This window comes from Solimonas aquatica (assembly GCF_900111015.1).
Lineage (GTDB): Bacteria > Pseudomonadota > Gammaproteobacteria > Nevskiales > Nevskiaceae > Solimonas > Solimonas aquatica.
In genome coordinates this window covers 48,996-74,804 of sequence record NZ_FOFS01000013.1, presented here as the reverse complement: position 1 = coordinate 74,804, position 25,809 = coordinate 48,996, and the positions used below count along the sequence as shown (strand labels likewise).

Annotated in this window: 24 protein-coding genes; 11 read left to right on the top strand and 13 right to left on the bottom strand. The window is 67.0% G+C overall.

Annotation, left to right across the window (positions count from 1 at the left end; translation table 11 throughout):
• Positions 1-14: 14 nt before the first annotated feature.
• Complete coding sequence (locus BMY12_RS16030) at positions 15-1,304, bottom strand: putative porin (RefSeq protein ID WP_093288779.1); 1,290 nt, start codon at positions 1,302-1,304, stop codon at positions 15-17.
• A gap of 41 nt (positions 1,305-1,345) precedes the next feature.
• Positions 1,346-2,689 carry a cytochrome-c peroxidase gene (locus tag BMY12_RS16025; protein ID WP_218140232.1) on the bottom strand — a complete coding sequence of 448 codons (1,344 nt, stop codon included), beginning with the start codon at positions 2,687-2,689 and terminating at the stop codon, positions 1,346-1,348.
• 219 nt (positions 2,690-2,908) lie between these two features.
• Between BMY12_RS16025 and ald the strand changes: the two genes are divergently transcribed.
• Complete coding sequence (gene ald, locus BMY12_RS16020) at positions 2,909-4,051, top strand: alanine dehydrogenase (protein WP_093288537.1); 1,143 nt, start codon at positions 2,909-2,911, stop codon at positions 4,049-4,051.
• A gap of 852 nt (positions 4,052-4,903) precedes the next feature.
• Here ald and BMY12_RS16015 read toward each other — a convergent pair.
• Positions 4,904-6,301 (bottom strand): aminotransferase-like domain-containing protein, encoded by a 1,398-nt coding sequence (locus BMY12_RS16015; RefSeq protein ID WP_093288534.1) that lies wholly within the window; start codon positions 6,299-6,301, stop codon positions 4,904-4,906.
• A 290-nt stretch (positions 6,302-6,591) separates the two neighbouring features.
• On the opposite strand from BMY12_RS16015, the gene BMY12_RS16010 reads away from it, so the two are divergent.
• From BMY12_RS16010 to BMY12_RS15980, 7 genes are read left to right on the top strand one after another with little or no spacing between them, the layout of a single operon-like run.
• On the top strand, positions 6,592-7,074 hold the full coding sequence (locus BMY12_RS16010; RefSeq protein ID WP_093288531.1) for an MSMEG_0572/Sll0783 family nitrogen starvation response protein: 483 nt from the start codon (positions 6,592-6,594) through the stop codon (positions 7,072-7,074).
• Positions 7,075-7,082: 8 nt separating this feature from the next.
• The gene (locus tag BMY12_RS16005; RefSeq protein WP_093288776.1) at positions 7,083-8,099 is read left to right on the top strand and encodes a Nit6803 family nitrilase; all 1,017 of its coding nucleotides are present in this window, start codon (positions 7,083-7,085) and stop codon (positions 8,097-8,099) included.
• Positions 8,056-9,153, top strand: a complete 1,098-nt coding sequence (locus tag BMY12_RS16000) for an MSMEG_0568 family radical SAM protein (protein WP_093288528.1) — start codon at positions 8,056-8,058, stop codon at positions 9,151-9,153. Before BMY12_RS16005 ends, BMY12_RS16000 begins: the two co-directional genes overlap by 44 nt.
• Before the next feature lie 10 nt (positions 9,154-9,163).
• Positions 9,164-9,715: an MSMEG_0567/Sll0786 family nitrogen starvation N-acetyltransferase gene (locus BMY12_RS15995; protein WP_093288775.1), complete on the top strand. Its 552-nt coding sequence runs from the start codon at positions 9,164-9,166 to the stop codon at positions 9,713-9,715.
• The gene (locus tag BMY12_RS15990) at positions 9,715-10,758 is read left to right on the top strand and encodes a sll0787 family AIR synthase-like protein (protein WP_093288525.1); all 1,044 of its coding nucleotides are present in this window, start codon (positions 9,715-9,717) and stop codon (positions 10,756-10,758) included. The genes BMY12_RS15995 and BMY12_RS15990 overlap by 1 nt, the downstream gene beginning before the upstream one ends.
• Entirely contained in the window at positions 10,721-11,002 is a 282-nt protein-coding gene (locus tag BMY12_RS15985; protein ID WP_093288522.1) for an MSMEG_0570 family nitrogen starvation response protein, read from the top strand. Before BMY12_RS15990 ends, BMY12_RS15985 begins: the two co-directional genes overlap by 38 nt.
• Before the next feature lie 22 nt (positions 11,003-11,024).
• Positions 11,025-12,296 (top strand): MSMEG_0569 family flavin-dependent oxidoreductase, encoded by a 1,272-nt coding sequence (locus tag BMY12_RS15980; protein ID WP_093288774.1) that lies wholly within the window; start codon positions 11,025-11,027, stop codon positions 12,294-12,296.
• 812 nt (positions 12,297-13,108) lie between these two features.
• On the opposite strand, the gene BMY12_RS15975 is transcribed toward BMY12_RS15980, so the two are convergent.
• The 4 genes from BMY12_RS15975 to BMY12_RS15960 all read right to left on the bottom strand — a co-directional run bounded on the left by BMY12_RS15975 (position 13,109) and on the right by BMY12_RS15960 (position 16,666).
• Positions 13,109-14,365, bottom strand: coding sequence for a c-type cytochrome (locus BMY12_RS15975; RefSeq protein WP_093288519.1), 1,257 nt, complete (start codon positions 14,363-14,365; stop codon positions 13,109-13,111).
• Positions 14,362-15,039 carry a c-type cytochrome gene (locus BMY12_RS15970; RefSeq protein WP_093288517.1) on the bottom strand — a complete coding sequence of 226 codons (678 nt, stop codon included), beginning with the start codon at positions 15,037-15,039 and terminating at the stop codon, positions 14,362-14,364. Before BMY12_RS15970 ends, BMY12_RS15975 begins: the two co-directional genes overlap by 4 nt.
• 67 nt (positions 15,040-15,106) lie before the next feature.
• On the bottom strand, positions 15,107-15,361 hold the full coding sequence (locus BMY12_RS15965; RefSeq protein WP_143068980.1) for a hypothetical protein: 255 nt from the start codon (positions 15,359-15,361) through the stop codon (positions 15,107-15,109).
• A gap of 255 nt (positions 15,362-15,616) precedes the next feature.
• Entirely contained in the window at positions 15,617-16,666 is a 1,050-nt protein-coding gene (locus BMY12_RS15960; RefSeq protein WP_093288512.1) for a hypothetical protein, read from the bottom strand.
• A gap of 161 nt (positions 16,667-16,827) precedes the next feature.
• On the opposite strand from BMY12_RS15960, the gene dinB reads away from it, so the two are divergent.
• The gene (gene dinB / locus BMY12_RS15955; RefSeq protein WP_093288772.1) at positions 16,828-17,886 is read left to right on the top strand and encodes a DNA polymerase IV; all 1,059 of its coding nucleotides are present in this window, start codon (positions 16,828-16,830) and stop codon (positions 17,884-17,886) included.
• A gap of 317 nt (positions 17,887-18,203) precedes the next feature.
• A complete protein-coding gene (gene rssA / locus BMY12_RS15950; RefSeq protein WP_093288509.1) occupies positions 18,204-19,139 on the top strand; it encodes a patatin-like phospholipase RssA in 936 nt (311 codons plus the stop codon).
• Positions 19,140-19,286: 147 nt separating this feature from the next.
• Here rssA and BMY12_RS15945 read toward each other — a convergent pair whose 3' ends face one another.
• Positions 19,287-19,934 carry an alpha/beta fold hydrolase gene (locus BMY12_RS15945; RefSeq protein WP_093288505.1) on the bottom strand — a complete coding sequence of 216 codons (648 nt, stop codon included), beginning with the start codon at positions 19,932-19,934 and terminating at the stop codon, positions 19,287-19,289.
• A 201-nt stretch (positions 19,935-20,135) separates the two neighbouring features.
• On the opposite strand from BMY12_RS15945, the gene BMY12_RS15940 reads away from it, so the two are divergent.
• Positions 20,136-20,975 (top strand): aldo/keto reductase, encoded by an 840-nt coding sequence (locus BMY12_RS15940; RefSeq protein ID WP_093288502.1) that lies wholly within the window; start codon positions 20,136-20,138, stop codon positions 20,973-20,975.
• A 107-nt stretch (positions 20,976-21,082) separates the two neighbouring features.
• On the opposite strand, the gene BMY12_RS15935 is transcribed toward BMY12_RS15940, so the two are convergent.
• The 5 genes from BMY12_RS15935 to BMY12_RS15915 form a co-directional block, all read right to left on the bottom strand.
• Entirely contained in the window at positions 21,083-21,844 is a 762-nt protein-coding gene (locus BMY12_RS15935) for a hypothetical protein (protein WP_093288499.1), read from the bottom strand.
• A 110-nt stretch (positions 21,845-21,954) separates the two neighbouring features.
• A complete protein-coding gene (locus tag BMY12_RS15930; protein WP_093288496.1) occupies positions 21,955-22,719 on the bottom strand; it encodes a hypothetical protein in 765 nt (254 codons plus the stop codon).
• 180 nt (positions 22,720-22,899) lie between these two features.
• On the bottom strand, positions 22,900-24,780 hold the full coding sequence (locus tag BMY12_RS15925) for an OPT family oligopeptide transporter (protein ID WP_436278870.1): 1,881 nt from the start codon (positions 24,778-24,780) through the stop codon (positions 22,900-22,902).
• Between the two features lie 85 nt (positions 24,781-24,865).
• A complete protein-coding gene (locus tag BMY12_RS15920; protein ID WP_093288490.1) occupies positions 24,866-25,267 on the bottom strand; it encodes a TM2 domain-containing protein in 402 nt (133 codons plus the stop codon).
• 24 nt (positions 25,268-25,291) lie between these two features.
• Positions 25,292-25,708, bottom strand: a complete 417-nt coding sequence (locus BMY12_RS15915; protein ID WP_093288487.1) for a DoxX family protein — start codon at positions 25,706-25,708, stop codon at positions 25,292-25,294.
• Positions 25,709-25,809: the final 101 nt, after the last annotated feature.

Sequence of the window (25,809 nt, the reverse complement as noted above, 5' to 3'; positions counted from 1 at the left end):
CGCGCAGTATAAAACTAGAAGGCCAGACCCAGGCCGAGATTCCAGCGGTCGAGGCTGTCGTCGAGGTCGAACATCTGGTAGTCGGCCTTGATCACCACCTGCGGATTCAGGTAGTAGCTGGCACCGAAGGTCCACACCGTTTCCGTGGGCTTGGGGCCGACCGTGGCGCCGCTGATCAGGCCCTTGTAGTCGTGCGCGAGGTTGTAGCGTTCCCAGCGCGCGAAGGGCACCAGACGCTGCTCCTGGTTCTTCCACACCGCGTAGGCGGCCTGCGCGTAGTAGCCGAAGAAGGATGAGGGAATCGGATTCACCGCGCCCGGATACAGGCCATTGGCCTCGGCGGTATTGGACACCGTGCCGCGCGCATACAGCGCGGAGAGATCCAGGTCGCCCGGCGTCCAGCGCGTGTGCGCTTCCCAGAGCGTCACGCGCAGCGGCGAGAGATCGCTGGTGGAGGTCGGCGCCGTGGCATTGCCGGTGTAGACGCTGGCGCCGAGGTTGTAGCCGGGGATGCCGTTGTAGTTGAGCGCCAGATATTCCTGCAGATGCGAGGCGTCGGCGTTCATCAGTTCCTGATGCGTGGCCGCCAGCACCGCCTGGTCTTCCAGCTCCGGCACTTCGATGAAGTTCCAGTCGGCGAAGTTCACGCCGGTGGTCACGCCGCCTTCCCAGGACAGACCGCTCGCCGTGCTGCCGTAGAGCGCGGCGCCGCCTTCGCGCCAGGTGGAGGGAATGATCAGGGTCTCGATGAAATTGCGGCGCACGCCGTAGTAACGGTTCGGCTCGTGCGACTGATTGATGTAGCCCGCCGGCATCAGGAACAGACCGGCCTTGGCGCCCAGCTGCGCGCCGAGCTTGTGATCGATGTAGAACTGCTCGACCTCCACCTCACCCTCGTCATCTGCCGAGGCCACGGCGTGCTCGATTTCGAATTCCGAGTTGAAGCGCGTGCGCTCGTTGAAGCGATAACCCACGCCCACCACCGCGCGCGCCAGGTCCATGGTCGTGCTGTCGGGATCATGGATGGGACGCGAGTAGACGACTTCGCCATAACCCCAGAGCGTGGCGGCGCCCGTCGCTGCGGCGCTGGCCGTGCTGCTGTTCGCGGCGGGCGCGGCCTGCTGTTCCTGCTGCGCGGCCAGCGCTTCGTTCTGCGCCTTGAGCTGCTTGATCTCGGCCTGCAAGGCTTCCACCTGCTGGCTCAGGGCGTCGAGACGCTGCTCGATGCCCTGCTTGCTGGAATCGGCGGCCTGGGCGCTGAGCGAGAAACTGGTGAGGGCAAGCGCGATGAGCGTTTTTTTCATGATGCGGTTCATCCGGCTGTGAATCGGTAAGGACAATGGGGTCAGGGCTGCGCCTGCGGGCACTGCGCAGGCCAGGCGAAGCTGGCGGGCGCGGCCGGGTCGTAGCCGTCGGTGAGGGTGCAGAGGAAGGCCAGCAGCTGCGTGATCTCGCTGCTGTTCAGATGCGCGGCCTGGCCGATGTGGCGCTCGTAGGGCACTTCGCTGGTGTTGACGTTGCCCAGGTAGGACAGATCGCTGCCGGCGAGATGGGGCGTGACCACGAACTGCCCGCCATCCGCGGCCGGCAGATCATCGAACTTGTTCACCGTGCCGTCGCCATTGAGCGTGAACCAGTCCTGCGGCGCGGTGTCGCGGGTGACGTAGAAGCGCAGCGCATCCTGCAGCGTCGCGAAGCGGCCGTTGTGGAAGTACGGCGCGGTGAGCGCGATGTTGCGCAGGGTCGGCACCTTGAAGGCGCCGCACAGCGCGGTCTTGTCGGCCAGGTCGCCGCGGACCGGTCCGCACAGGCCGGTGTCGTAGAAGCGGTGCACGCCGTCCGTGCCGTTGTAGTTCACATAGGCCAGGGTCTGGGCGTCATCGTTGACGGCCAGGTCCGCATTGCGCGGCACGCCGAGATTGTCGTAGGTGAAATCGGTGAACAGCGCCGGCACGGATTTGGAGACCGGCGTGCTGGGATGACAGCCCGCGCAATTGCCGCGCGTGGCGTCGTTGAAGATCGCCAGGCCCGCCAGCTCATCGCCGCTCAGGCTGGCCTTGCCGGCGGTCCAGGCGTCGTACTTGCTGCTGAAGGGATGAAACTTCGGGTCTTCGCTCTCGTAAGCGGCGATGGCCAGGGCCATGCGCTGCAGTGCGGTGGCAGGCGTGTCCAGCACCGCGCTGCCGTAGAGCGCGGTGAACTGTGGAAGATAAGGACGGGTCTTGAGGCGCGCGATCAGCTCGGCGGCGTCGGCATTGGCCATCTCGAAGGACGACAGGAACGGCCCCTGCGCCTGCTCCACCAGGGTGTTGGCGCGACCGTCGCGGAACATGCCGCCCACCGGCGTGCCGTCGCTCTCGAAATGAAAGGGCGGGGTGAAGGAGGCATACATGATCGAGGGCGTGTTGCGGATGCCCTGCAGGTCCATGTTCGGTCCGCCCAGGGGCACGGCCAGGGCGTCGTCGCCGGCAAAGGCGCGCGATTCCACATGGCAGCTGGCGCAGGACTGCTGGCCGGAAGCCGACAGCGCGGTGTCCTCGAACAGCAGCTTGCCCAGCTGGGCCTGTGCGGAAAGCTCGCCGCTGTCGGCCGAGCCGCTGTTGCCGCCACTGCAGGCGGCCAGCATGGCCGCCGCCAGCAAGACGATGACGCGGCCTCTACCCAGGCCCCGGGATTGCCCCTGTGACACGATGGATCCGCTCCCCATTTCCCAATACTGCAATTGATGCGAATTATGATGCTACTGAGAAATATTATCATCTACCGACGTCAATGCGGGCTTGCCGGTTTTGTGCTAGCCGCCCAGGTCCTGCAAGCCGCCCGCTGAAGGCTTTCCCGCTGGTCGTGACGGCCGGCCGGCCGCTAAGGTCGGCGGCAGAACCATCCCCCGAGCTGCCAGGAGTCCGCGATGCGTATCGGCACCCCCAAGGAAATCAAGAACCACGAATACCGGGTGGGACTGACGCCGGCCGGCGTGCGCGAGCTCTGCGCGCGCGGCCATGAGGTGCTGATCCAGAGTCAGGCCGGCGCCGGCATCGGCATCCGCGACGAGGACTATCAGCGCGCCGGCGCCACGGTGCTGGCCGATGCGGCGGCGGTGTATGCGGCGGCCGAGATGATCGTGAAGGTCAAGGAGCCGCAGCCTTCGGAGTTTCCGCTCCTGCGGCCGGAGCAGCTCCTGTTCACCTATCTGCATCTGGCGCCCGATCCCACGCAGACCCGCGCTTTGGTGGACAGCGGCTGCGTGGCGATTGCCTATGAAACCGTCAGCGACGGTCGCGGCGGTCTGCCGCTGCTGGCGCCGATGAGCGAGGTGGCGGGACGGCTGTCGATCCAGGCCGGTGCGCATGCCATGGAGAAGGCGCAGGGCGGCAATGGCGTGCTGCTCGGCGGGGTGCCCGGCGTGCCGCCGGCGCAGGTGCTGATCATCGGCGGCGGTGTGGTGGGCTACAACGCCGCGAAGATTGCGGTGGGCATGGGTGCGCGCGTGAGCATCGCCGACCGCTCGCTGGCGCGGCTCAACTGGCTGGACACGGTGTTCGACGGCCGTCTGGGCACGCTGTATTCCACGGCCGATGCCATTGATCAGGCCCTGGCCACGGCGGATCTGGTGATCGGTGCGGTGCTGGTGGCGGGTGCTGCCGCGCCCAAGCTGGTGACGCGCGCCATGCTCGCGCACATGAAGCCGGGCACGGTGATGGTGGACGTGGCCATCGACCAGGGCGGCTGCTTCGAAACCTCGCATGCCACCACGCATCAGAACCCGACCTTCGTGGTCGATGGCATCGTGCATTACTGCGTGGCCAATATGCCCGGCGCGGTGGCGCGCACCTCCACCTTCGCGCTGACCAATGCCACGCTGCCTTATGTGCTGGCGCTGGCCGACAAGGGTTATCAACGTGCGCTGCTCGATGATGCAGGTCTGCGCGAAGGTCTCAACGTCCATCTGGGTCGCGTCACCTATCGCGCGGTGGCGGAGACATTGGGTTACGAATACCTGCCGGCGATGGATGCGCTGAAACCTTGGTGGGTGCCGGGCACGATGGTTTGATGGCGGCGCGCCGTCGCGCGTGCCCGAAGTAGTGTGCAGATACGTAGGGCGGGTTAGGCGCGATAGCGCCGTAACCCGCCTTGGCTTTGCCATTCTGCGCTTTGCGCTGCTCTTGATCTATTGGCTTCTTCCACCGCCCTTCGGCGGCGGAGTCCGCGAAGCCTCCCCCGTAGGTCGCTTCGCTCTTTGCTTGTGCAAAGAAAAGGAACCAAAAGAAAGCACACCCCGGCTCTGGCGCCCGCTGCGCGGGTCCCTGAGCTGTGCAACGTGCTCGGGGCCGTCGCATACAGGCCATCCATGGCCTGTACGCAACTGAGCCGGACATCGTGTCCGGCTCTCCCCTGCGCGCGCCGCACAGCTCAGCGCCAGAGACGGGGACCCCAACATCAAAAGCAACAGCAGCTTCGCGCGACGAGCGTCGCTGCGCCGTGCTTTGCTGTGGCTTTGCTCTTAAACCCCTTTGCCTCGCACCGAGCAGCGCAGCGAGCGCAGTGGGAGAGCCGAACAGGAAGTTCGGCGAAAGAGCAGCCGCGCCAGGGATGGCGCGTCTGCAACGGCCCCGAGCACGCGGAGCAGCGCAGGCTGCCGGCGCCGCGTCAGCGGCGACGGATGCGAGGCGTAGGGTGTGCTTTCTCTTGCCTACTTCTCTTTGCACAAGCAAAGAGAGCAGAAGCGACCTACGGAGGAGCTTCTGCGGCGGGCGCCGAAGGGCGCACGAAACCAAGGCGAGATCGAGAACAACACGAAGCAACCAACAGCAAAGCCCGGCGGGTTACGGCGCTCACGCGCCTAACCCGCCCTACGAGAGCTTACCCGCGCTACGGTTGCTGCGACGCGCACATCTCACGGACCTCACAGCACCCGCGAGGCCAGCTCCGGTGCCTGCTCGATGGCGTCTTCGATGATTTCCAGCGAGTGCGCGCAGTCCTCGCGCGAGGCGCTGCCGCCCAGGCAGACGCGTACCGCTTCCGGTACCGGACCGCTGACGGTGAAGGTGTCGGCGATCACCACGCCCACGCCATGCGCGCGCAGGTGCGCGGCGAATTCGATGCGGTTCCAGGGTGGTGGCACCGAGAGCCAGAGATGAAAGGCCTCGGCCTTGCTTTGGTATTCGGCGCGCTTGAGGATCTGGCGCGCCAGCAGCTGGCGTTGACGCGACTCTTCACGGATCGCCAGCGTCACCGCCTCCACCGTGCCGTCCTGTATCCAGCGCCGCGCCAGGCAACAGGACAGCGGCGAGTTCATCACCGCCGTGGTGCGCAGCGTGGCGGCCAGACGCGCGGCGTAGCGGGCATTGGGTGAACACAGATACGCCACGCGCGGGCCCGCACCCAGATGCTTGGCAAAGCCGGTGACGTAGAAGCTCAGCTCCGGCGCCAGCGCCGTGAGCGTCGGCGGCACCTCGCTGGGCAGCAGACCGTAGGCATCGTCCTCGATGATCGGCACGCTGTAGCGGCGCGCGATTTCCACCACCGCCTGCCGCCGCGCCAGCGACATCACCGCCGTGGTCGGATTCAGATACACCGGATTGCAGTACAAGGCCTTCGGCGGCTCGGCGGCGCAGAGTGCGGCGAAGGCGTCGGGGTCGATGCCTTCATCATCGGCCGGCAGACCCTGCAGGCGGATGCCCAGCTGCGTGGCCAGCCCCTTGATGCCGGGGTAGGTGACGGCTTCGCAGGCGATGCTGTCGCCCGGCCGCGCCAGCACCGCGAACAAGGCCAGCAGCGCCGACTGCACGCCGGGACAGAGCAGCACGCGCTGATGATGCAGCTCGGGCACGCGCTTGCGCAGCCACCAGGCGCCGGCCTCGCGTTCCTCCACGTTGCCGCCGAATTCGCAGTAACGCAGCAGCTCGTAGGGATCATGCTCGGCCAGCCCCAGCAGGCCCTGACGCAGACGCTCCAGCAGCGCGCGATCGCGCGGCTCCGGCGGCATGTTCATGGTCATGTCCAGCAGGCCGCCGGCGCGCGGCCGGTGCACCGGCTGGCTGGCCACCAGCTCGCGCACCACGGTGCCCTGACCGGGACGCGCATCGATCAGGCCGCGCTTCTGCGCCTCGCCATAGCCGCGCGCCACGGTGGTGAAGTTCAGCTTCAGGTCCGCCGCGAGCTTGCGCAGCGTGGGCAGGCGCTGGCTGGCGCTCAGCGCGCCGGTCTGGATGTCCTCGGCAATGGCATCGGCAATCGCCAGGTAAGCCGGCCTGTCGCTGCCGCGCAAGGCCAGGGCCCAGCGCTTGGAATGATTGGACATTGATTGCATCCGAAAGTGTGTTTTGTGGTGCGGGCAGGCACTAAAAAGCCGCTGCGCCGCCTCGAAACGAAGCACGGCTTCCCTGGAGAAAAGCCTGCTGGCTTCAAGCTCCAATCGTCATGCAGCGACAGTGCCAGAAAAATTTTGAAGGCTTACAGAATTGTCTCGAATTGATTGCATGGCCTCGCGAAATTCCATGCAACAACTGGCACATCGGTTGCGATTTGACGTGGTGAAGCCGCCGGTCCGCAGCGGCCATCGACAACCAACATCGCTTTCGGAGATTGCACATGCCTGCCGTTACCGCCCCCGCGCACAAGAAAGGTGATTTCTTCGTTGACTACGAAGAGAAGGTGTTTGAAGACGTCAAAGCCAAATCCGGCGAGAAGGCCCTGGTCACCTTCCACACCGTGGCCTTCGAAGGCTCCATCGGTCTGGTCAATCTGCTGCAGGCCAAGCGTCTGCTGCGCAAGGGCTTCGAAACCTCGGTGCTGCTCTACGGTCCGGGCGTGACCCTGGGCATCCAGCGCGGTTTTCCCACCATCGGCGACGAAGCCTTTCCCGGTCATCAGAACTTCAACAATCAGCTCAAGGCCTTCATGGATGAAGGCGGCAAGGTCTACGCCTGCCGCTTCGCGCTGCAGGCGCTCTACGGTCATGGCGAGCCCTCGCTGCAGCCGGGCATCCGTCCGATCAATCCGCTCGACGTGCTGGACCTGATTCTCCTGCACCGCAACGACAACGCCTTCATGCTGCACACCTGGACGGTGTGAAGCGCGCGATGGCCTCGCGCATCGTCAAGGCCGCGGCTGCCCAGCTCTCGCCGGTGCTGGGCAGTCGCGAAGGCACGCTGGCCAAGGTGCTGGCGGCGATCGCATCGGCTGCGCGCGAAGGCGCGCAGCTGATCGTGTTCCCCGAAACCGTGCTGCCTTACTACCCGTACTTCTCCTTCATCACGCCGCCGGTGAGCATGGGCCCGCCGCACCTCCAGCTCTACGAGCAGGCGGTGACCGTGCCCGGCGCCGCCACTCAGGCGGTGGCCGATGCCGCGCGTGAGCACGGCATCGTCGTGGTGCTGGGCATCAACGAACGCGACCACGGCACGCTCTACAACGCGCAGCTGATTTTCGATGCCGACGGCAGCCTGCTGCTCAAGCGCCGCAAGCTCACGCCCACCTATCACGAGCGCATGGTCTGGGGGCAGGGCGACGGCAGCGGCCTGAAAGTGGTGGACAGCGCCATTGGCCGCGTCGGCGCGCTGGCCTGCTGGGAGCACTACAACCCGCTGGCGCGCTACGCGCTGATGAGCCAGCACGAAGAAATCCACTGCAGCCAGTTCCCGGGCTCGCTGGTGGGGCCGATCTTCGCCGAGCAGATGGAGGTGAGCATGCGCCATCACGCTCTGGAATCGGGCTGCTTCGTGGTCAATGCCACGGCCTGGCTGGACGAAACGCAGGTGGCGTCGCTGACCGCCGATCCGGGTCTGCAGAAGGCGCTGCGCGGCGGCTGCTACACCGCAATCATCTCGCCGGAGGGCAAGCACTTGTGCGAACCGCTGCGCGAGGGCGAAGGCCTGATTTTTGCGGATCTGGATCTGGCGCTGATCACCAAGCGCAAACGCATGATGGACTCGGTCGGCCATTACGCGCGGCCGGAATTGTTGTCGCTGAATCTGGACGCGCGTGCCACAAGCACCGCGCATGTGCAGGCCGGACCTGCGCCCTGGAGGCAAGATGAACCTTCCCACGGATTTGATGACGCAGCTGCAATCCCAAGGCCTGCGCCTGGCCAGCGATGAGGGCGCCCCCAGCCGTCGCGGCGGCGCCGGGCCTTCCGATCACAAGGCCCTGACGCTCGACGGCCGCACCCTGATGGTGCCGGTGCACACCGGCAGTGCCTCGGCCTCGCCGTTTTCGCTGGACCGTGCCGACGCGCAAGGCCGCGCCACGCTGCGCCTGCGCGATATTCCGGTGGCACAGATCAGCCTGCCCAGGAGTCCGCGCTTCTATCGCCTGCAGACGCTCGACGGCGTGCCGTACTCGCAGATCGCGCAGCTGCATGCGCAGGACGTGCTCGCCACCACGGTGCTGCAGACCTGCATCCGCTACGGACGGCGCAGCACGTCCTGCCAGTTCTGCTCGATTGGTGAATCGCTCCAGAACGGCCGCACCATCAACCGCAAGACACCCGAGCAGCTGGGCGAGGTGGCGCGCGCGGCGGTGCTGCTGGATGGCGTCAAGCACATGGTGATGACCACCGGCACGCCCAATTTCACGGATCGCGGCGCGGCCATCCTCTGCGAGAGCGCCATCGGCGTGAAACGCGCGGTGGCGCTGCCGATCCAGGGCCAGTGCGAGCCGCCGGACGATCCGGTCTGGTTCACGCGCCTGAAGCAGGCCGGCATCGACAGCTTGGGCATGCATCTGGAAGCGGTCACGCCCGAGGTGCGCGCGCGCATCATGCCGGGCAAGGCGAGCGTGAGCATCGAGCAATACCTGCAGGCCTTCGCCGATGCCGTGGCGGTGTTCGGGCGCGGCCAGGTCAGCACCTACATCCTCGCCGGTCTGGGTGATACGCCCGAGGCGATTCTGCGCATGAGCGAGCAGCTCATCGCCCTGGGCGTGTATCCCTTCGTGGTGCCCTTCGTGCCCAATGGCGGCACGCCGCTGGAACACCATCCAGCGCCCGGCAGCGACTTCATGCGCGCGCTGCTGGAACCCCTGGGCCGCATGCTGATGGCCGGCGGCCTGCGCTCGGAAGAGATCAAGGCCGGCTGCGGCAAGTGTGGCGCCTGCTCCTCGCTGTCGGCCTACGAGCAGCGCGCGCAGCAAGCGCCGGCGGTTGCCGCCTGAGGAGGCCGCCATGCAAATGCCCAACACGGTGTTCATGCCCGGCGCCTATCTGATCAAGGAGGTCGATGCCGGCTGGGAGCGCGCCGCCTGTGCCGCGCTGCGCCGCGAGGTGTTCTGCCGTGAGCAGCAGGTCTTCGAGCACGATGACCGGGATGCGATTGACGAGCAGGCCATCGTGATCGCCGCCATCGCCTGCGTCGCCGGCATCGGCGAGCGCGTGGTGGGCACGGTGCGCATCCATCGAGCCGATCCGCTGCGGCAGCCCGGACTCTGGCAGGGCTCGCGGCTGGCGGTGCAGCAGGATTACCGGCGCAGCGCCTGGCTGGGCAGCGAGCTGATCCGGCACGCGGTGGGCCGGGCGCATGCGCGCGGCTGCACGCGCTTTCTGGCGCAGGTGCAGGTGCAGAACGTGAAGCTGTTCCAGCGTCTGCACTGGCAGGGCCTGGAAGCGATCAGCGTGCAGAATCGTCCGCATGTGCTGATGCAGGCGCAGCTGGAACACTACCCGCCGCGCCACGCGCGCGAGCGCTGCTTCTACACGCAGCTGCGCGAGGCCGCCTGATGTTCGCGCAGCTGCTCGATGAAATCGTCGCGGGCCTGAAGGCCAGTCGCGGCCTGCGTGGCAAGCGCGATATTGCCTCGGTGGTTTCGCGCCTGGGCATCGCCGACCCGAAGGCCGCGGTGCCGGTGGGCGATGACTGCGCCGCGATTGCCGATGGCGACACGCATCTGCTGCTGGCCATCGAAGGCTTCATCAACGAATTCGTGGCCAAGGATCCCTGGTTCGCCGGCTGGTGCGGGGTGATGGTCAATGTCTCGGATGTCTACGCCATGGGCGGACGGCCGATGGCGGTGGTGGATGCCAGCTGGAGCGCGGATGCCGCGATGCAGGCGCAGCTGCTCGATGGCATGGCGGCGGCCTCGAAGACCTATGGCGTGCCGGTGGTGGGCGGGCACAGCAATCTGCGCAGCGAGCGCGAGCAGCTGGCGGTGGCCATCCTCGGCCGCGCCAGCAAGCTGCTGAGCAGCTTCGCGGCGCGGCCCGGTGATGCGCTGATCGCCGTCACCGATCTGCGTGGCGCGTATCGTCCGCCGTATCCGCACTGGAACGCCGCCACCGATGCGCCCGCGGCGCGTCTGCGTGGCGATCTGGAAGTCTTGCCGCGTCTGGCCGAGGACGGCTTGTGCGCCGCGGCCAAGGACATCAGCCAGGCCGGGGTACTGGGCACCTTGCTGATGCTGATGGAATGCTCGGGCGTGGGCGCGCAAGTGGAGCTGGACAGCGTGCCGCGACCGGCGCGCGTGAGCTGGGCGCACTGGCTGCTGTCCACTTTTCCCAGCTACGGCTTTCTGCTCGCGGTGAAGCCGCAGCAGGTGCGCAAGGTGCTGGCGCGCTTTGCCGCGCGCGAGCTGGCGGTGGCGCGCATCGGTGTCTGCGATGACAGCCGGCAGCTGCATCTGAGCCTGGGCGGGCAGCGGCGTCTGGCCTGGGATTTTGCCGTGCAGCCGCTGATGGGCTGCGGTGCCGGCGCTGCGCCGGCTGCATCGTTCACCGAGGAATCGACTCATGCCGGAAATGCATTTCCGCGTGCGCTGGCCGGATGACAGCACCAGCGTCTGCTATTCGCCGTCGAGCACCATCCAGGAGGCTTTCGTGCTGCAGCAGGCCTATGCCCGCGATGAGTTCGTGCAGCGCAGCCGCGACGCGCTGCTCCACGCCAGCGAGCGCGTCGCGCAGAAGTACGGCTATGGCTGCGGGCATGCGCTGGCGCAGATCGCCGAGATCGAGCGCCGCGCCCAGCAGTACCCGCCGCAATCCACGGTGACCGTCGAAGCTTTCGGGGTCTGAGGCCATGTCGCAGGAGCGCGAGATGAATCTGAAGTTCAGTGGCGCCGAGACCGGCGTCAGGCATATTCCGGTCGCCGTGATCGGCGGCGGACAGGCGGGCCTGGCCATCAGCTGGCATCTCAAGCAGCACGGCATCGAGCATCGCGTGTTCGAGCGCAAGCGCGCGGCAAACGAGTGGCGCGAGTCGCGCTGGGATTCCTTCTGCCTGGTGACGCCCAACTGGCAGTGCCGTCTGCCGGGCTTTCCCTATGCCGGCGATGATCCGCAGGGCTTCATGCTCAAGGATGAGATCGTCGCCTACCTGGATGCGTATGTCGCGTCCTTCAATCCGCCGCTGCTGGAGGGCGTGGACGTGCAGCGCCTGCGTCCGCTCAAGCAGGGCGGCTTCGAGCTGAAGACCAGTGCCGGCGACTATCAGGCGCAGCAGGTGGTGATTGCCACCGGCGGTTATCAGCTGCCGATCATTCCGCGCGCCGCCGAACGGCTGCCGGCGTCCGTCGCGCAGCTGCATTCCTCGCTGTATCGCAATCCGCAGCAGCTGCCGCCGGGCGCGGTGCTGGTGGTGGGCACCGGGCAGTCGGGCTGTCAGATCGCCGAGGACCTGCATCTGGCCGGACGCCAGGTGCATCTGGCCGTGGGCACTGCGCCGCGTTCGCCGCGCGTGTATCGCGGCCGCGAGGTCACCGACTGGCTCACCGAATCCGGCTACTACGCGATTGCCTACGAGGATCATCCGCAGAAGGAGACGGTACGCGAGAAGACCAATCACTATCTCACCGGCCGCGACGGTGGCCGCGAGATCGATCTGCGCCGTTTCGCAGTGGAGGGCATGAAGCTCTACGGACGCTTTGCCGATGTGTGCGGCAGCGAGGTTCACTTCGAGCCTGACCTGCGCCGCAATCTGGATCGTGCCGACGAGAGCTATCTGGCGATCCGCGCCAGCATCGATCAGTACATCGCCGCCAAGGGCATCGAGGCCCCGGTCGAGCCGCCCTATGTGCCGGTCTGGCAGCCGGAGGCGGAAATCACCGCGCTGGACTATCGCGAGGCGGGCATCGGCAGCGTGATCTGGTCGATCGGTTTCACCAGTGACTACCGCTGGCTGGAAGCGCCGGTCTTCGACGGTCGTGGTCAGCCGGTGCACCGGCGCGGCATCACGCCGGTCAGCGGTCTGTATTTCCTGGGCCTGCCCTGGCAGAACACCTGGGGCTCCGGGCGTTTTGCCGATGTGGGGCAGGACGCGGCGTATCTGATGAATGCCATCGAGCTGCAAGTGGGTCGGCGCGCTGCCTGAGGCGTGGCGGGCGGCTGTACGGTCGAGAGGCTTAGGCGCGCGAGCGACGTAACCCGCCAGGGTTTTGCTGTTGCTGCTTGGGCTGTTGCCTGATCCGGCCTTGGTTTCGTGCGCCCTTCGGCGCCCGAGGTACTTCTCTTTGCTCGTGCAAAGAGAAGTACCCAAGAGAAAGCACGCCCTACGCCTCGCATCCGTCGCCGCTGTCGCGGCGGCGGCAGCCTGCGCTGCTCGCGTGCTCGGGGCCGTTGCAGACGCGCCATCCCTGGCGCGGCTGCAACTGAATCGAACTTCCTGTTCGATTCTCCCGCTGCGCTCGCTGCGCTGCTCGGTGCGAGGCAAAGGGGGTTTAAAAGCAAAGCCACGGCAACAGCAATAGCAGCTTTGAGCACGGAGCGTCGCTACGCTGTTGCTTTTGATGTTGGGGTCCCCGTCTCTGGCGCTGAGCTGTGCGACGAGCGCAGGGGAGAGCCGGACATGGAAATCCGGCGAAAGAGCAGCCACGCCAGGATGGCGTGTCTGCAACGGCCCCGAGCACGTTGCACAGCGAAGGGCGCTTGCGCCAGCAAGCGCGCGCAGCCGGAGCTGGGGTGTGCTTTCTCTTGCTTACTTCTCTTTGCACAAGCAAAGAGAGCAGAAGCGACCTACGGGGGAGCTTCTGCCGCCGCCGCCGGAGGGCGGCGGAAGAAGCCAATAGATCGAGAAAAAACCAAGAAAAAAACAGCTGAATCTGAGGCGCCAGACGACACCGCAACGCCGCGAATCTACCAACGGTCAAGCATCTCAGCAGTCTTCGCAGACACGATGCCGCGCCGCTAGCGCTTCGCCACCTGCGCCGGCAACACCGCTCCCGCCTGATTGCCCCAGGCCGAACGCACATACGTCAGCACCGCTGCCACATCCTCATCACGCAGCTGCGGCCGGAACGGCGGCATGCCGTAGGGCATGGGATTGGCGGCCGTGCTCGGTGGATAGCCGCCATAAAGCACGATGCGGATGGCATTGGCCGGTGACGGACTGCCCAGCAGGCGACTGCCCGCCAGCGCCGGATAGTGCGAAGGCTTGCCTTCGCCCTGCTCGCCATGACAGTCCGCGCAGTGCTCGCCATACACCTGCTCGCCGCGCTGCTGCAGCGTCTGCAGCAGACGCGCATTGATGCGATCGGGCTTCGGCGTCTGTGCTTCGCCCGGCAGGCTGCGCAGATATTCGATCATCGCCGCCAGGTCTTCGCGGTGCAGGTATTGCAGGCTGTGAAACACCACCTCGGCCATCGGCCCGCTCACGGCATGGCGCTGCGACACGCCGCTGCTCAGCAGCGCCAGCCATTCGCCGGCCTGCGCATCGTCCAGCGGCGGTTCGCGTGTCAGCGGCAGCGCTTCCCAGTCCAGGCCGGCGATCTCGCCGCCGGCATAGGCGCGTGAATCGCGCACGCCGCCCAGCCAGTCGCGCCGCGCATGACAGGCATTGCAATGGCCCAGACCATCCACCAGATACGCGCCGCGGTTCCAGCTGGCGCTGCGCTGCGCATCGGCCGCGAACTCAGCAGGCCGGAAGTACAGGCGTCGCCAGAGCTGCAGCGCCAAGCTCGTGTTGTAAGGAAAGCGCAGCTCGGCGGCGCGTGGTGCGCGACGCACCGGCGGCAGCGTGCGCAGATAGGCCAGCAGCGCGTCGCTGTCGGCGCGCGTGATGCGCGTGTAATTGGGATAGGGAAAGGCCGGCGTGAGCAGGCGGCCGTCGCGCGAGCGGCCTTCGTGCAGGGCGCGGTAGAAGTCGGCCGCGCGCCAGGCGCCCAGGCCGGTGTCCACATCCGGCGTGAGATTGCTGCTGTAGACATCGCCGAAGGGCGTGGCGATGCGCCGTCCGCCGCTGTACTCGGGCGCACCGGGCTGCGTGTGGCAGGCGATGCAGTTGCCGGCGCGCGCCAGATAGGCGCCGCGCTCGATCTGCGCAGGACTCATCGGCAGCACGCTGTCGGCAATCGCCGGGCGATACAAGGCCGGCCAGTACAGCCACAGCGCGGCGCTGAGCAGCAGCAGGAGCAGACCGGCGCGACAGAGCCAGCAGCGCTTCACGGCACACTCCCGCAGTCCAGCGGCAGCTTGCCGTCCGGATGTTCGGCCGGCCGCGTCTGTGCGTTCACCGGCAGCGCCGCGATGTAGGCGCTGAGCGCGTTGATCTCGGCCTCGTCGAGCTTGCGTGCGATCTGCGCCATGCAGTCCGGCGCCAGCGCCTGACGCACGCCGCTGCGCCAGGCGCCGAGCTGCGCGGAAAGATAGTCGCGGCCCAGGCCGGCAAGGCTCGGGATGGCCGGCTGCACGCCGGCCAGCTGCCCGCCATGACAGCGGCTGCAGGCCGGCAGCTGGCGTGCGGCATCGCCTTCGCGCACCAGCTTCGCGCCGCGCGCCAGCAGCGCGGCATCGGCCACCGGCTCGCGGGCGGCGAGCGTGGGCGGCTGCTGGGCGTAGTAGGCGGCGATGGCGCGCAGATAGTCATCGGACAGCGGCGCCAGCAGCTCGGCCATCACGGTGTTGTGGCGGCGGCCTTCGCGGAAATTGCGCAGCTGCTGCTGCAGATAGCCCTGCGGCTTGCCGGCGATGGAGGGGTAATAGACCTCGTCGCGCGAATGCCCGCCTTCGCCATGACAGGCGGCGCAGGGCTTGAGACGCTCGGCCATGGCCTGGTCCTGCGCCTGCGCGGCGGCGCTGGCCAGCAGCAGGCTCAGTACCGCAGCTGCGAGCACGCGCATTGGTGGCGACTCCCGGGTGTTCAAGCGGCCGCAGGGCGCGGTGGCGGCCGTGCAAGGGACACAGACCTTACAGTCCCTGCGAGTACGGACGCATCTGGCTGAAGTCGTTTACCGCGTCCTTGCAGCCGCGCGTGAATTCGAGGCTATAGCCCTCGCACTGCTTGGGATCGGACAGGGTGCCGCTCTGAGCCCACTGGTAACCGTCCTCGTGCGTCTCGCAGCGCCCGGCGCAGCGCAGCCCGGCGTCGGCCACCGGCGTGCCGGCGCAGGCGCTGAGCGTGGCGAAGCTGGCCAGAAGAAGCGAGCGGGCGGTCACGGACATGAAGCTCTCCAGCATTCGTTATATGAGGTGGCAGACCGCCGCAGGGCTGCGAGGGTTCCGCATCCGGGCAGTTTAGCAGCGTGCTGAAAAACGACGTTTTCGGCACGCTGTGCTTGGCACATGGAGGTGCCAACGGCCATCAAGCGCGCAAGCGCTTGATGGCCGGGAGCGTAGGAAAACCGCGCTTTTCCGTAGCGACCTGAAAAACGCCAGGGATGGCGTTTTTCAGCAAGCTCTCAGAGCATTGCCACGCGCTCACGGCCGCTTGCCGAAGGGCATCTCCACGCCCACGCCCACCTGCACCGAACCGTCGCGCCGGTCCGTCACGTCCTCGCGCGGATAGCTGTAGCCGACCACCCATTCGCCGTAGAGGCGGCGTGCCAGCAGGGGGTGGCGGAAGGTGGTGCGCAGGCCGTATTCGTGCAGGGGCACGTCGTCGCCGGTCTCGCCGCGCACGAACAGTTCATAAGCCAGGCCCGCGTACTGGCCCACCGCCTGGTACAGCGTCCAGGTGCTGCGCCAGTCCAGACCCTGACGGTGTTCGGAGACGGTGCCGATGTTGCCCCAGCGGAACAGCAGGCGCTCGCTGAAGACGTGGCTGTAGTCGGCGCCGGTGGTGAAGCCCAGGCCCTGGCGCGAGGTCCAGAACGGCGTGGCGCGCAGATGGATCAGATTCAGCGAGTCGGCATAGGCGTTGTAATGGCCGCGCGCCTGCACGAACAGCTCGGTGCCGACGATGCGGTGCACGCCCACCCGGAAGTCCGCCCACCAGACGTCATTGCTGGGCAGGGAATAGCCCAGGCCGGCCAGCCACTGGTCCTGCGTCTCCACGCGCGGGAAGCGCGAGCGCAGCAGGCTGTTGTCGGAGCGGTCGCGGATGAAATCCTCGTCGTCATTGCGACCGATGAAGCCGGACAGGCGGTTCTGCAGCGCCGGCAGGTCCACGCGTGCATCGAAGCGCACGCGCGGGCGGTTGCCGTAGAACTGCGACCAGTTGTCGCTGATCTCCAGCGTGCCGTAGGGCTTCTTGGCCGGCTTCAGCGGCCGCTGCGCCTCCGAGCTGAACAGATCATCCACCCAGTGCGAGCTGCGCTCCAGCATGTTCTCGATGCGGCTGCTGGTCTGATCGACGCGCTCGGCCAGCGTCGGCTTGGCAGTTTCTGCTGGGGCTTCTGCTGGCGCTTCTGCTGGGGTTTCGGCGGCCGGCGGCGTGGCCGGCTGTGCGCGGGCCAGAGCGCAAACCAGCAGCAGCGGCATGGCGCAGCACAGGCGCAGGAGGTTGATCGGCGTCGTGGCGGAGGGCATGAGGGTTCGGTGGTACCTGGGTCGGCTCGATATGCCGGTTTGTGCATGGACCGGCGATGAATGAAAAGGGCTGCCGGATTGCCGCCGCTTCGCTACAGTCGCGCGATGCGCAGCGTCCCGTCCAAAGCCGATCAAGCCCGATTGTTCCGGTGAACCCGCTCGTGCGCAAGATCATCCACGTGGACATGGACGCGTTTTACGCCTCCGTGGAGCAGCGCGACGACCCCAGCCTGCGCGGCCGCCCGGTGGTGGTGGCCTGGCGCGGCGCGCGTTCGGTGGTTTGCGCCGCCAGTTACGAGGCACGACGCTACGGGGTGCGTTCGGCGATGCCGGCGCTGCGCGCCGAGCGTCTGTGTCCGGAAGCGGTGTTCGTGCCGCCGGACTTCACACGCTACCGCGCGGTCTCGCGCGCGGTGCGCGCGATCTTCCTGCAGCACACCGATCTGGTGGAGCCCTTGTCGCTGGACGAGGCTTATCTGGACGTGAGCGAGAACAAGCAGCAGCTCGCCACCGCCACCGAGGTGGCGCAAGCCATCCGCGCGCACATCCGCGAGGAGCTGCAGCTCACCGCCTCGGCCGGCGTGGCGCCCAACAAGTTCCTGGCCAAGATCGCCTCTGACTGGCGCAAGCCCGATGGTCTGTTCGTGATCCGCCCGCATCAGGTGCTGGAGTTCCTGGAGCCGCTGCCGGTGGCGCGCCTGCCCGGCGTGGGCAAGGTGATGGAAGGCCGGCTCGCGGAGCTGGGCGTGCGCACCGTGGGCGAGCTGCGCGCGCGCAGCCTGGCCGAGCTGCAGGAACGTTTCGGCCGCTACGGCACGCGTCTGGCCGAGCTGGCGCAGGGCATCGACTCTCATCCGGTATGCAGCGACCGCCCCACGCAGTCCGTCTCCGCCGAAGACACCTTCGAACAGGACCTGCCGCTGTCCGCACTGGAGCCGCACATCCGCCGGCTGGCGGTGAAGACCTGGGAGGGCGCGCGCAAGAGCGGGCGCGTGGCGCGCACCGTGGTGCTCAAGCTCAAGACCCGCGAGTTCCGCATCCTCACCCGCAGCGCCACGCCGCGCGAGCCGCCGGCCGATGTCGAGACGCTGACGCGCATCGCTCTGGATCTGCGCGAGCGCGTGGAGGAACCGGAGCAGACGCGCTATCGCCTGGTGGGCGTGGGCCTGAGCAATTTCTTCGATCCTGTCGAAGCGCCGCAGCAGAGCCTGCTGATCTGAACGCGCGCGCGCAGGCGCGGGCTTGCCCGCTGCCCCCCGTCATTCCCGCGCAAGCGGGGGGCAGCGATCAGTTGCAACACTCGCCTCATACCGCGCACTGGATGCCCGCTTGCGCGGGTATGACAAGCAAACCGTAGGGGCGAGGCAGGCGCGCAGCGCCGTAACCCGCCATCGCGACCTCGCCAAGCTGCGCTGTCCCATGCTGGCCCGCAGCTTGCGCGGCAAAACCAGGCGCTGCAGCCACTGAACCGATGCCGCCATCATTCAGTCTCAAGCTGCCATCATCCCCCACTCATCGATACACAAGGCCCTTTGGCATGCATTCAGAAGACCTCAAGCCCGTGATCGGCCTGGCCCTGGGCAGCGGCTCGGCGCGCGGCTGGTCGCACATCGGCGTGATTCAGGAACTGGAAGCCATGGGCGTGCGCGCCGAAGTGGTGGCCGGCACCTCCATCGGCGCGCTGGTGGGCGCGGTGTATGTCTCCGGTCAGCTCAATGAATTCGCCGACTGGGTACGCAAGCTGGGCGTGCGCGACGTGGTGCGGCTGATGGACCTGACCATGACCGGCGGCTTCGTGAAGGGCGAGCGCCTGTTCGGCTTCTTCAACGAACAGCATCGCAATCCCAATATCGAAGACGTGAGCCAGCGCTTCGTCAGCGTGGCCACCGAAATGAAATCCGGACGTGAAGTCTGGATCAGCAAAGGTCCGGTCTGGGACGCGGCGCGCGCCTCCTGCGCCATGCCCGGCATCTTCACGCCGGTGAAGCACGACGGCCGCTGGATGCTCGACGGTGGTCTGGTCAATCCGGTGCCGGTCTCGGCCTGCCGCGCCCTCGGCGCCGACGTGGTGATCGCCATCAACCTCAACACCCAGTTGATCGGCGCGCACATGTCCAAGGCCAGCCTCAAGGAAGCCGAGCAGGTGGTGGTGGCGCAGGACGAAAGGAACCGCAGCATCTGGCGCAAGCTCGCCGACTATCTGCACGGCAGCAACGAGACGCCCAGCTTCTTCGACTCCGTGGCCTCCAGCATCAACATCCTGCAGGACCGCCTCACCCGCAGCCGCATGGCCGGCGATCCGCCCGAACTCACCCTGTCACCGCGCCTGGAAGATTTCGCCCTGATGGATTTTCACCGCGCCGGCGAAGCCATCGAAGAAGGCCGCCGCATCGTGCGTGCCCACGAAGCCGAAATCCGCGCCTGGACCGGCGTGAACGCGCCCGAAGTGGCGGGGCAGGCGGAGTCGGGTTGAGGTCCAACCCACCCGTAAAGCGTGTCTGCAGCCGTTGCAGTTGCAGGGTGGGTCAGCGCGCAGCGCGTCACCCGCCATTCGTGCTCGTGTTCCACACACAAGCTTTGCTCTCGATGCCTCAAGCGCTGCAATCGCCCCCCGCGCCGTTCAAGTCTCTGGCGCTTCCTTTCGTGCAACCGCCCCCGCCAGAAACCCATCGATCAAAGGCGCCAGCTCGGGGGCATGGCTTTCGGCCAGATCGTGATCGCCGCCTTCCACGATGTGCAGGCGCGCATCGGGCAAGAGCGAAGCGAGACGTTCACCGACGCGCACCGGGCTGATCGGATCGCGGTCGCCCCAGAGCAACAGCGTGGGAATGCGGACCTCGTGCAGCTGCGCGGCCAGGTCCTGGCGATCATGCACGAACCAGTCGGGCAGCTGCGGATGCGCGGCCTGCAGCGAGGCTCGCCAGTCGCTGCCGCCGAGCGCGGCGACATCGAGGCCGCCGGAGGTGACGGCGAGCACCAGATGCGTGATGGATTCCGGTTTTTCCAGCGCCAGCCGCATCGCGATCACGCCGCCCATGGACTGCGCGATCAGCGCCGTGGGCCGCTCGATGCGCGTGGCTACCATCGCCACCAGATCGTCGATGCTCTTGATCTGCGGATCGGCCGGCACGCCGGCGAAGCCGGGCCAGCCGATGTGCTGCCGGCTCGCGGGATGGCGCAGCAGGTCCGCCAGCGGTCGCCACAGTTCGGTGCGGCCCAGCGCGCCCGGCAGGAAGAGCAGTTGCGCTGGCGTGGTGGAGGTTTTCATCGGGTGCGGGAAGAGGCGGGTGTTTCGATGGTGGCGCTCCGTCCGCAAGCGCCTGCGCGGGCGCGGCGGCGCAGCGAGCTGCCCTGCGTGCGAACGCTTTGAGTATGCTACGCGCGCTCAGAAAACGCCTGCGGTATCGCGTTTTTCCTGATCAAAGATTGATGTGTATTGATGGACGGACGAGTCATAAGGAGAACAAGGATGTCATCGACAGACAGGCTGGCAGCGACCGTGGATCTGGGTGGCGGCGTGCGCATGCCGCAGCTGGGTCTGGGCACCTGGCCGATGAACGACGCCGAGGCGGCGCGGGCGATTGCGCAGGCCATCGGCCTGGGCTACCGGCTCATCGATACCGCCGAGAATTACCAGAACGAAACCGGTGTGGGGCAGGGCATCAAGGCCTCCGGCATCGCGCGCGAGCAGGTGTTCGTCACCAGCAAGTTCAACCGTCGCTGGCACAGCCTGGCCGGCGTGCGCGAGGCCTGCGAGCACAGCCTGCGCCGTCTGGGTCTGGATTATCTGGATCTGTTCCTGATTCACTGGCCCAATCCGGATCAGGATCGCTACGTGGAGGCGTTTGAAGGTCTGGTGAAGCTGCGCGAGGCGGGTCTGGTGCGCGCCATCGGCACGTCCAACTTCAAGCCTGCACATCTGCAGCGCCTGTTTGCGGTGGGCCTGCAGCCGCAGCTCAACCAGATTCAGCTCGACCCCTATCATCGTCGCGATGATCTGGTGGCCATTCACCGCGCGCATGGCATCGTCACCGAGTCCTGGCGACCGCTCGGCTGCGGCAGCGACATGCTTTCGGATCCCGTGGTGGCCGGCATCGCGCGTACCCATGCGCGAACCGCCGCGCAGGTGCTGCTGCGCTGGCAGGTGCAGCAGGGTTTCGTCACCTGTCCGAAGTCTTCCGACGCGCTGCGTCAGGCGCAGAACCTGTCGGTGTTCGACTTCGTGCTGAGTGCGGCCGAGATGGCGGCGCTGGATGCGCTGGATCGTCCCGATCCGCAGATGTTCGATGCGGATCACTTCGGGCACTGAAGCCTGGAAAGCGAGCGTAGTCCGGATGGCGATGCAATCCGGGATGGAGCGGAACCGGTCCCGGATTCCGGCGCCAAGGCGCCTGCATCCGGGCTGCTTGCTCACCGCTAGAAGGCCACGCCCTTGGACAGCATCTCCAGCAGGGACACGATGCGGTAGTCGCCGGGCGCGTGAAAGCGCTCCGCCGGCAGGGTGTGGTGCGAAAGACGCTGCAGGCGGCCGCCGCCCTGATAGCGCTGCGCGCCGAAGCTGCCGGCGTAGCGCAGCGGCAGGCCCGGCACTTCGGTCAGCGGCCGCCAGGGGCCGCGCGTGTCGCGCAGCAGCTGCAGCACGCCGCGCAGGGTTTGCAGATCGCCGCGGCTGAGTTTCAGATCGCTGAAATCAGCGGCGCAGAGCTTGCGTGTGTCGCCGGTGCTGGATCGCTGCCGGTAGATATCGCAGGCGATGCCGGCCTCGGCCGCGCGTGCGCCGGTTTTCAGAAACGGATAGTTGGCATCGGCCTGCGCCTGACGCAGCAGGCTCTCGGCTTCCTGGCGCCTGCCCTCGGGTAGATTTTCCAGGGCCAGCTGCACCAGCGTGGATTGCGAAGGGTCCACGCTGTTGATGCGCTGCATGATCTCCCGCACCTGCTCGATGCTGGTGGTGGTGTAGCTGCGCGAGGGCACGTCCACCAGCGTCACGGTGCGCGCCGGCAGATCGACGACGGTGTAGGCGATGCTGCTGGTTTCGATGCGCAGGCGCGAGCCGGAAACACTCAGCACCAGCTGCGGCACCTCGGTCTGCTCGTCCACGTACACGAAGTAGGAATCGGCGCGCGCCAGCGGGCTGGCGGCCAGGCAGATGAGCAGGGCAAGAAATTTTCGCAGCATGAGCGCCAGTGTGGCGGTGCTGGCCGACTGCGGACTGAACGCGGTTCGCCCAGCGGCGTGATGTGGTCCGGGCGGCTGCTTCGGCGCGATGAGCGGCGCGCGGATAGCTCTCAGTCGCCGCCGCTGCCCGACATCATCTCCAGCAGCGACACCAGTCGATACTCGCGCGGCGCGTAGAAACGCTGCGCCGGCAGCGCTGCGCGCGAGACGGCTTGCAGCTTGCCGGCACCGCCGTACTGGTCATTGCCGAAGCTGCCGGTGTAGCGGATCGGCAGGCCCGGCACATCGGCGAGGCGCAGCCAGGGGCCGCCGGTTTCGCGCAGCAGCTGCAGGGCGCCGCGCAGGGTGCGTTCATCCTGCGCCGACAAACCCAGCGCGGCGAAAGCGGCGACGCAAAGGCTGCGCGTGTCGCCGCTGCTGGAATGCTGCTGATAGACCTCGCAGGCGATGCCGGCCTCGCTGCCGCGCTGGCCGGTCTTCACATAGGGAATCGCCTCGTCGGCCTGCGCCTGACGCAGCAGCTTCTCGGCATCACGGCGCTGCGAGTCGGGCAGGTTTTCCATGGCCAGCTCCAACAGCGGCGAGGCAGCAGGGTCCACGCGGCTGAGATTGCCGATGATCTCCTGCACCTGTTCGATGCTGGTGGTGGTCGTGGTCTTCTGCGTGGCGTTGACCTGCGTGAGCGTGCGCGCGGCCAGATCGATGATGGTGTAGGCGCCGCTGCCGGCGGTTTCGAAACGCAGGCGCGTGCCGGCGACGCTCAGGCGCGCCTGCTGCGTGTTCTCGGGATCGTTGACGAAGTCGAGCAGGGCGTCGGCGCGCGCCAGCGGGCTGGCGAGCAGCAGCAGAGCGGGAATCAGAGGGAGTTTGCGCATGCGCGCATCATGCCGCGTTTGGCCGGCTTGTGGCTGAACCGCGTTGCTGCTCCCAGCGATGAATCCTGCAAGAGCGGGCCTCCAGCGGCCGGCTCACCGCAAGGAAACACGCCAAGGTGCAAAACCGCGGATGCGCCTTTTTCAGCGCCTCTGCGTGATTCTGGTCTTGTCCTGTGCGCGCTACAGGGCGCGTGCCTCACGCGTGGCCGTGCGATACAGCAGGCCGGCAATCACCGCCAGCACCACCAGTCCCACGAACTGGCCGAACTGGAACTGCGCGGGCAGGGCCAGCACGTCGGCGCGGCCGGAGACCACGATGGGAATGGCGATGATGATGCCGGTGAGCGCCTCGCCGGTGATCAGGCCGGCGGAGAACAGCGTGCCGGGGCGATGGATGCGGTCGCGCTCGGCTTCATCAGCAGTGTGGCTGTGCACATAGCCATGCCGGCGCTCCACCACATGCGCCAGCACGCCACCCAGGAAGATCGGCACCATCAGCTCCAGCGGCAGATACAGGCCGATGGCGGCGCCGAGCACGGGCACGCGGAACAGCGCCTTGCGGGCCTTGAGCCATTCGTCGAAGGCGATGGTGGCGGCGCCGATCAGCGCGCCCACCGCAATCGTGTCCCAGGGCAGATGGCCGCCGAACAGACCCTTGGAGACGCTGGCCATCAGCGTGGCCTGCGGCGCGGGCAGGGGATTGGGATGCTCGGGCGTGGGCGTGCCGATGCCGTAGGCGGCGGCCAGCAGGTTCAGCACCGGCGCCATCACCAGCGCGCAGGAGAAGGCGCCGATCGCCAGCATCAGCTGCTGCTTCCAGGGCGTGGCGCCGACCATGTATCCGGCTTTCAGATCCTGCAGATTGTCGCCGCCCACCGAGGCCGCGCAGCACACCACCGCGCCGATCATGATCGCCGCCACCGGGCCGATCTCGGACGTGCGGCCGAGCAGCAGCATCAGGATCAGCGAGGAGAACAGGATGGTGGCGATGGTGATGCCGGAGACCGGATTGTTGGACGAGCCGACGAGGCCGGCCAGATACGCCGAGACCGACACGAACAGAAAGCCCGCGACGATCATGATCAGCGTCATCGGAATGCTCACCGACCACTGATGGACGATGGCCTGATACAGCGCCGCCAGCGGCAGCACGAAAATCACCAGGGCGATCAGCATCCACTTCATCGGCAGATCGCGCTCGGTCTCCGCCACCACCGTACCGCTGTTCTGGCGGGCCGCCGCCAGGCCGCTCTTCACGCCGGAGATCAGCGAGTGGCGCAGCGAGAACAGCGTCCAGATGCCGCCGATCAGCATCGCGCCCACGCCCAGATAACGCAGCTGCTTGGACCACAGCAGGCCGGCCACTTCTTCGGCGTGCAGGCCGGCGGCCATCGCCGAAAGCTCGGCATTGCCGTCGAGCAGAAAGGCCTTGTAGAAAGGAATGGCGATGTTCCAGGTCACCACGCTGCCCGACACCACCACGATGCCGATGTTCAGGCCCACGATGTAACCCACGCCCAGCAGCGCCGGCGACAGATTGCTGCCCATGAAGGCGAGGAACTTGCCGATGTAGCCGGCGCCGATGGCGGCGTCCGGAATCAGGCGCAGGCCGCTGGCGGCGGAGAGCTTCACCAGCGCGCCGAGCACGCCGGAGAAGGCCAGGGTCTTCACACCCTGCTCGGGGTTCTCGCCGGCCTTGAGCACTTCCGCTGCGGCCTTGCCCTCGGGAAAGGCCAGCGGCTGGTCCACGATCATGCTGCGCCGGAGCGGCACCGAGAACAGCACGCCGAGAATGCCGCCCAGGCCGGCGATGGCCAGCACCCAGGAATATTTGAAGTCCTGCCAGAAGCCCAGGATGATCAGGGCCGGAATGGTGAAGATCACGCCGGCGGCAATCGAGGAGCCGGCCGAGGCGCCGGTCTGCACGATGTTGTTTTCCAGGATGCTGCCGCCGCCCAGCACGCGCAGCACCGCCATCGACACCACCGCCGCTGGAATCGCGGTGGCGATGGTCAGACCCGCGAACAGGCCGAGATAGGCATTGGCGGCGGCGAGAATCATCGCCAGCAGCATCGACAACAGGACAGCGCGCAGGCTGAGCTGAGGCACGGCAGGGGTCATGGCGTGGGTTCTTCTTGGGTGTGGATCAGGCGCCGCGATTGATTTCATCGACCTGGCCGTTGAGGGTCAGCAGGTCGTAGAGCAGGCCCATGAGAAACAGGCCGCCCGTGCACAGATAGAGGATGCCGGTGATCCACTTGCCCAGATAAAAGCGATGGATGCCGAAGATGCCGAGGAAGGTCAGCAGCAGCCAGCTGACCGTGTAGTCCTTGGCGCCGGCCTGATAGCGGCGATCCGCCGCGCGGTCCATGCCCGGAATCAGGAACAGGTCCACGATCCAGCCGACGAAGAACAGCCCCAGGGTGAAAAACCACAGCGCGCCGGTGAGCTGCTTGCCGTAGTAGAAGCGGTGCGCGCCCATGAAGCCGAAGATCCACAGCACGTAACCGATCACGACGCTGTGGGTGTTGTTGGTCTGCGTGTTCACATCAGCCCCCGTGTTGTTCTGTGTTCAGCTCAGTGCCGAATAAGCCGCGCTGCGCCGCGAGGGCGCTCTGGTGCTCCAGACGATGCAGATCAGCAGCAGCACCTGCAGGACCAGGCGCAGGCCGAGCAGCATCGGGTCGAACCTGGGGAACAGTTCCGGATGCTGCCACATGTAGATATTGGCCGGGCTCACCGCCAGCGTGAGCAGGAACAGTCCCCAGCCGGCGAGCCGGCGCGTGCGGCCGAACAGCAGCCCGGCGGCGCCCAGCAGCTCGAACACGCCGCTGAGGTAGACCAGGGCGCGCGGCGCCGGCACATAAGGCGGCATGATGCTGAGAAAGAAGTCGGTCAGCACGAAGTGGCCGATTCCGCCGAGCAGAAACCAGCAGAACACGAACGTCAGGCCGAGCAGACGGCCGATACCCAGGTTTGGTCGGAGCATCGCCGCATTATCCCGATATCGCCGCGCCTGTGCAGCCGTGCAATCCCCCATCTCTGCCTGCGCAGGCGCTGCGGCTCGGCGCGCGGCACCGTCGCCACAGG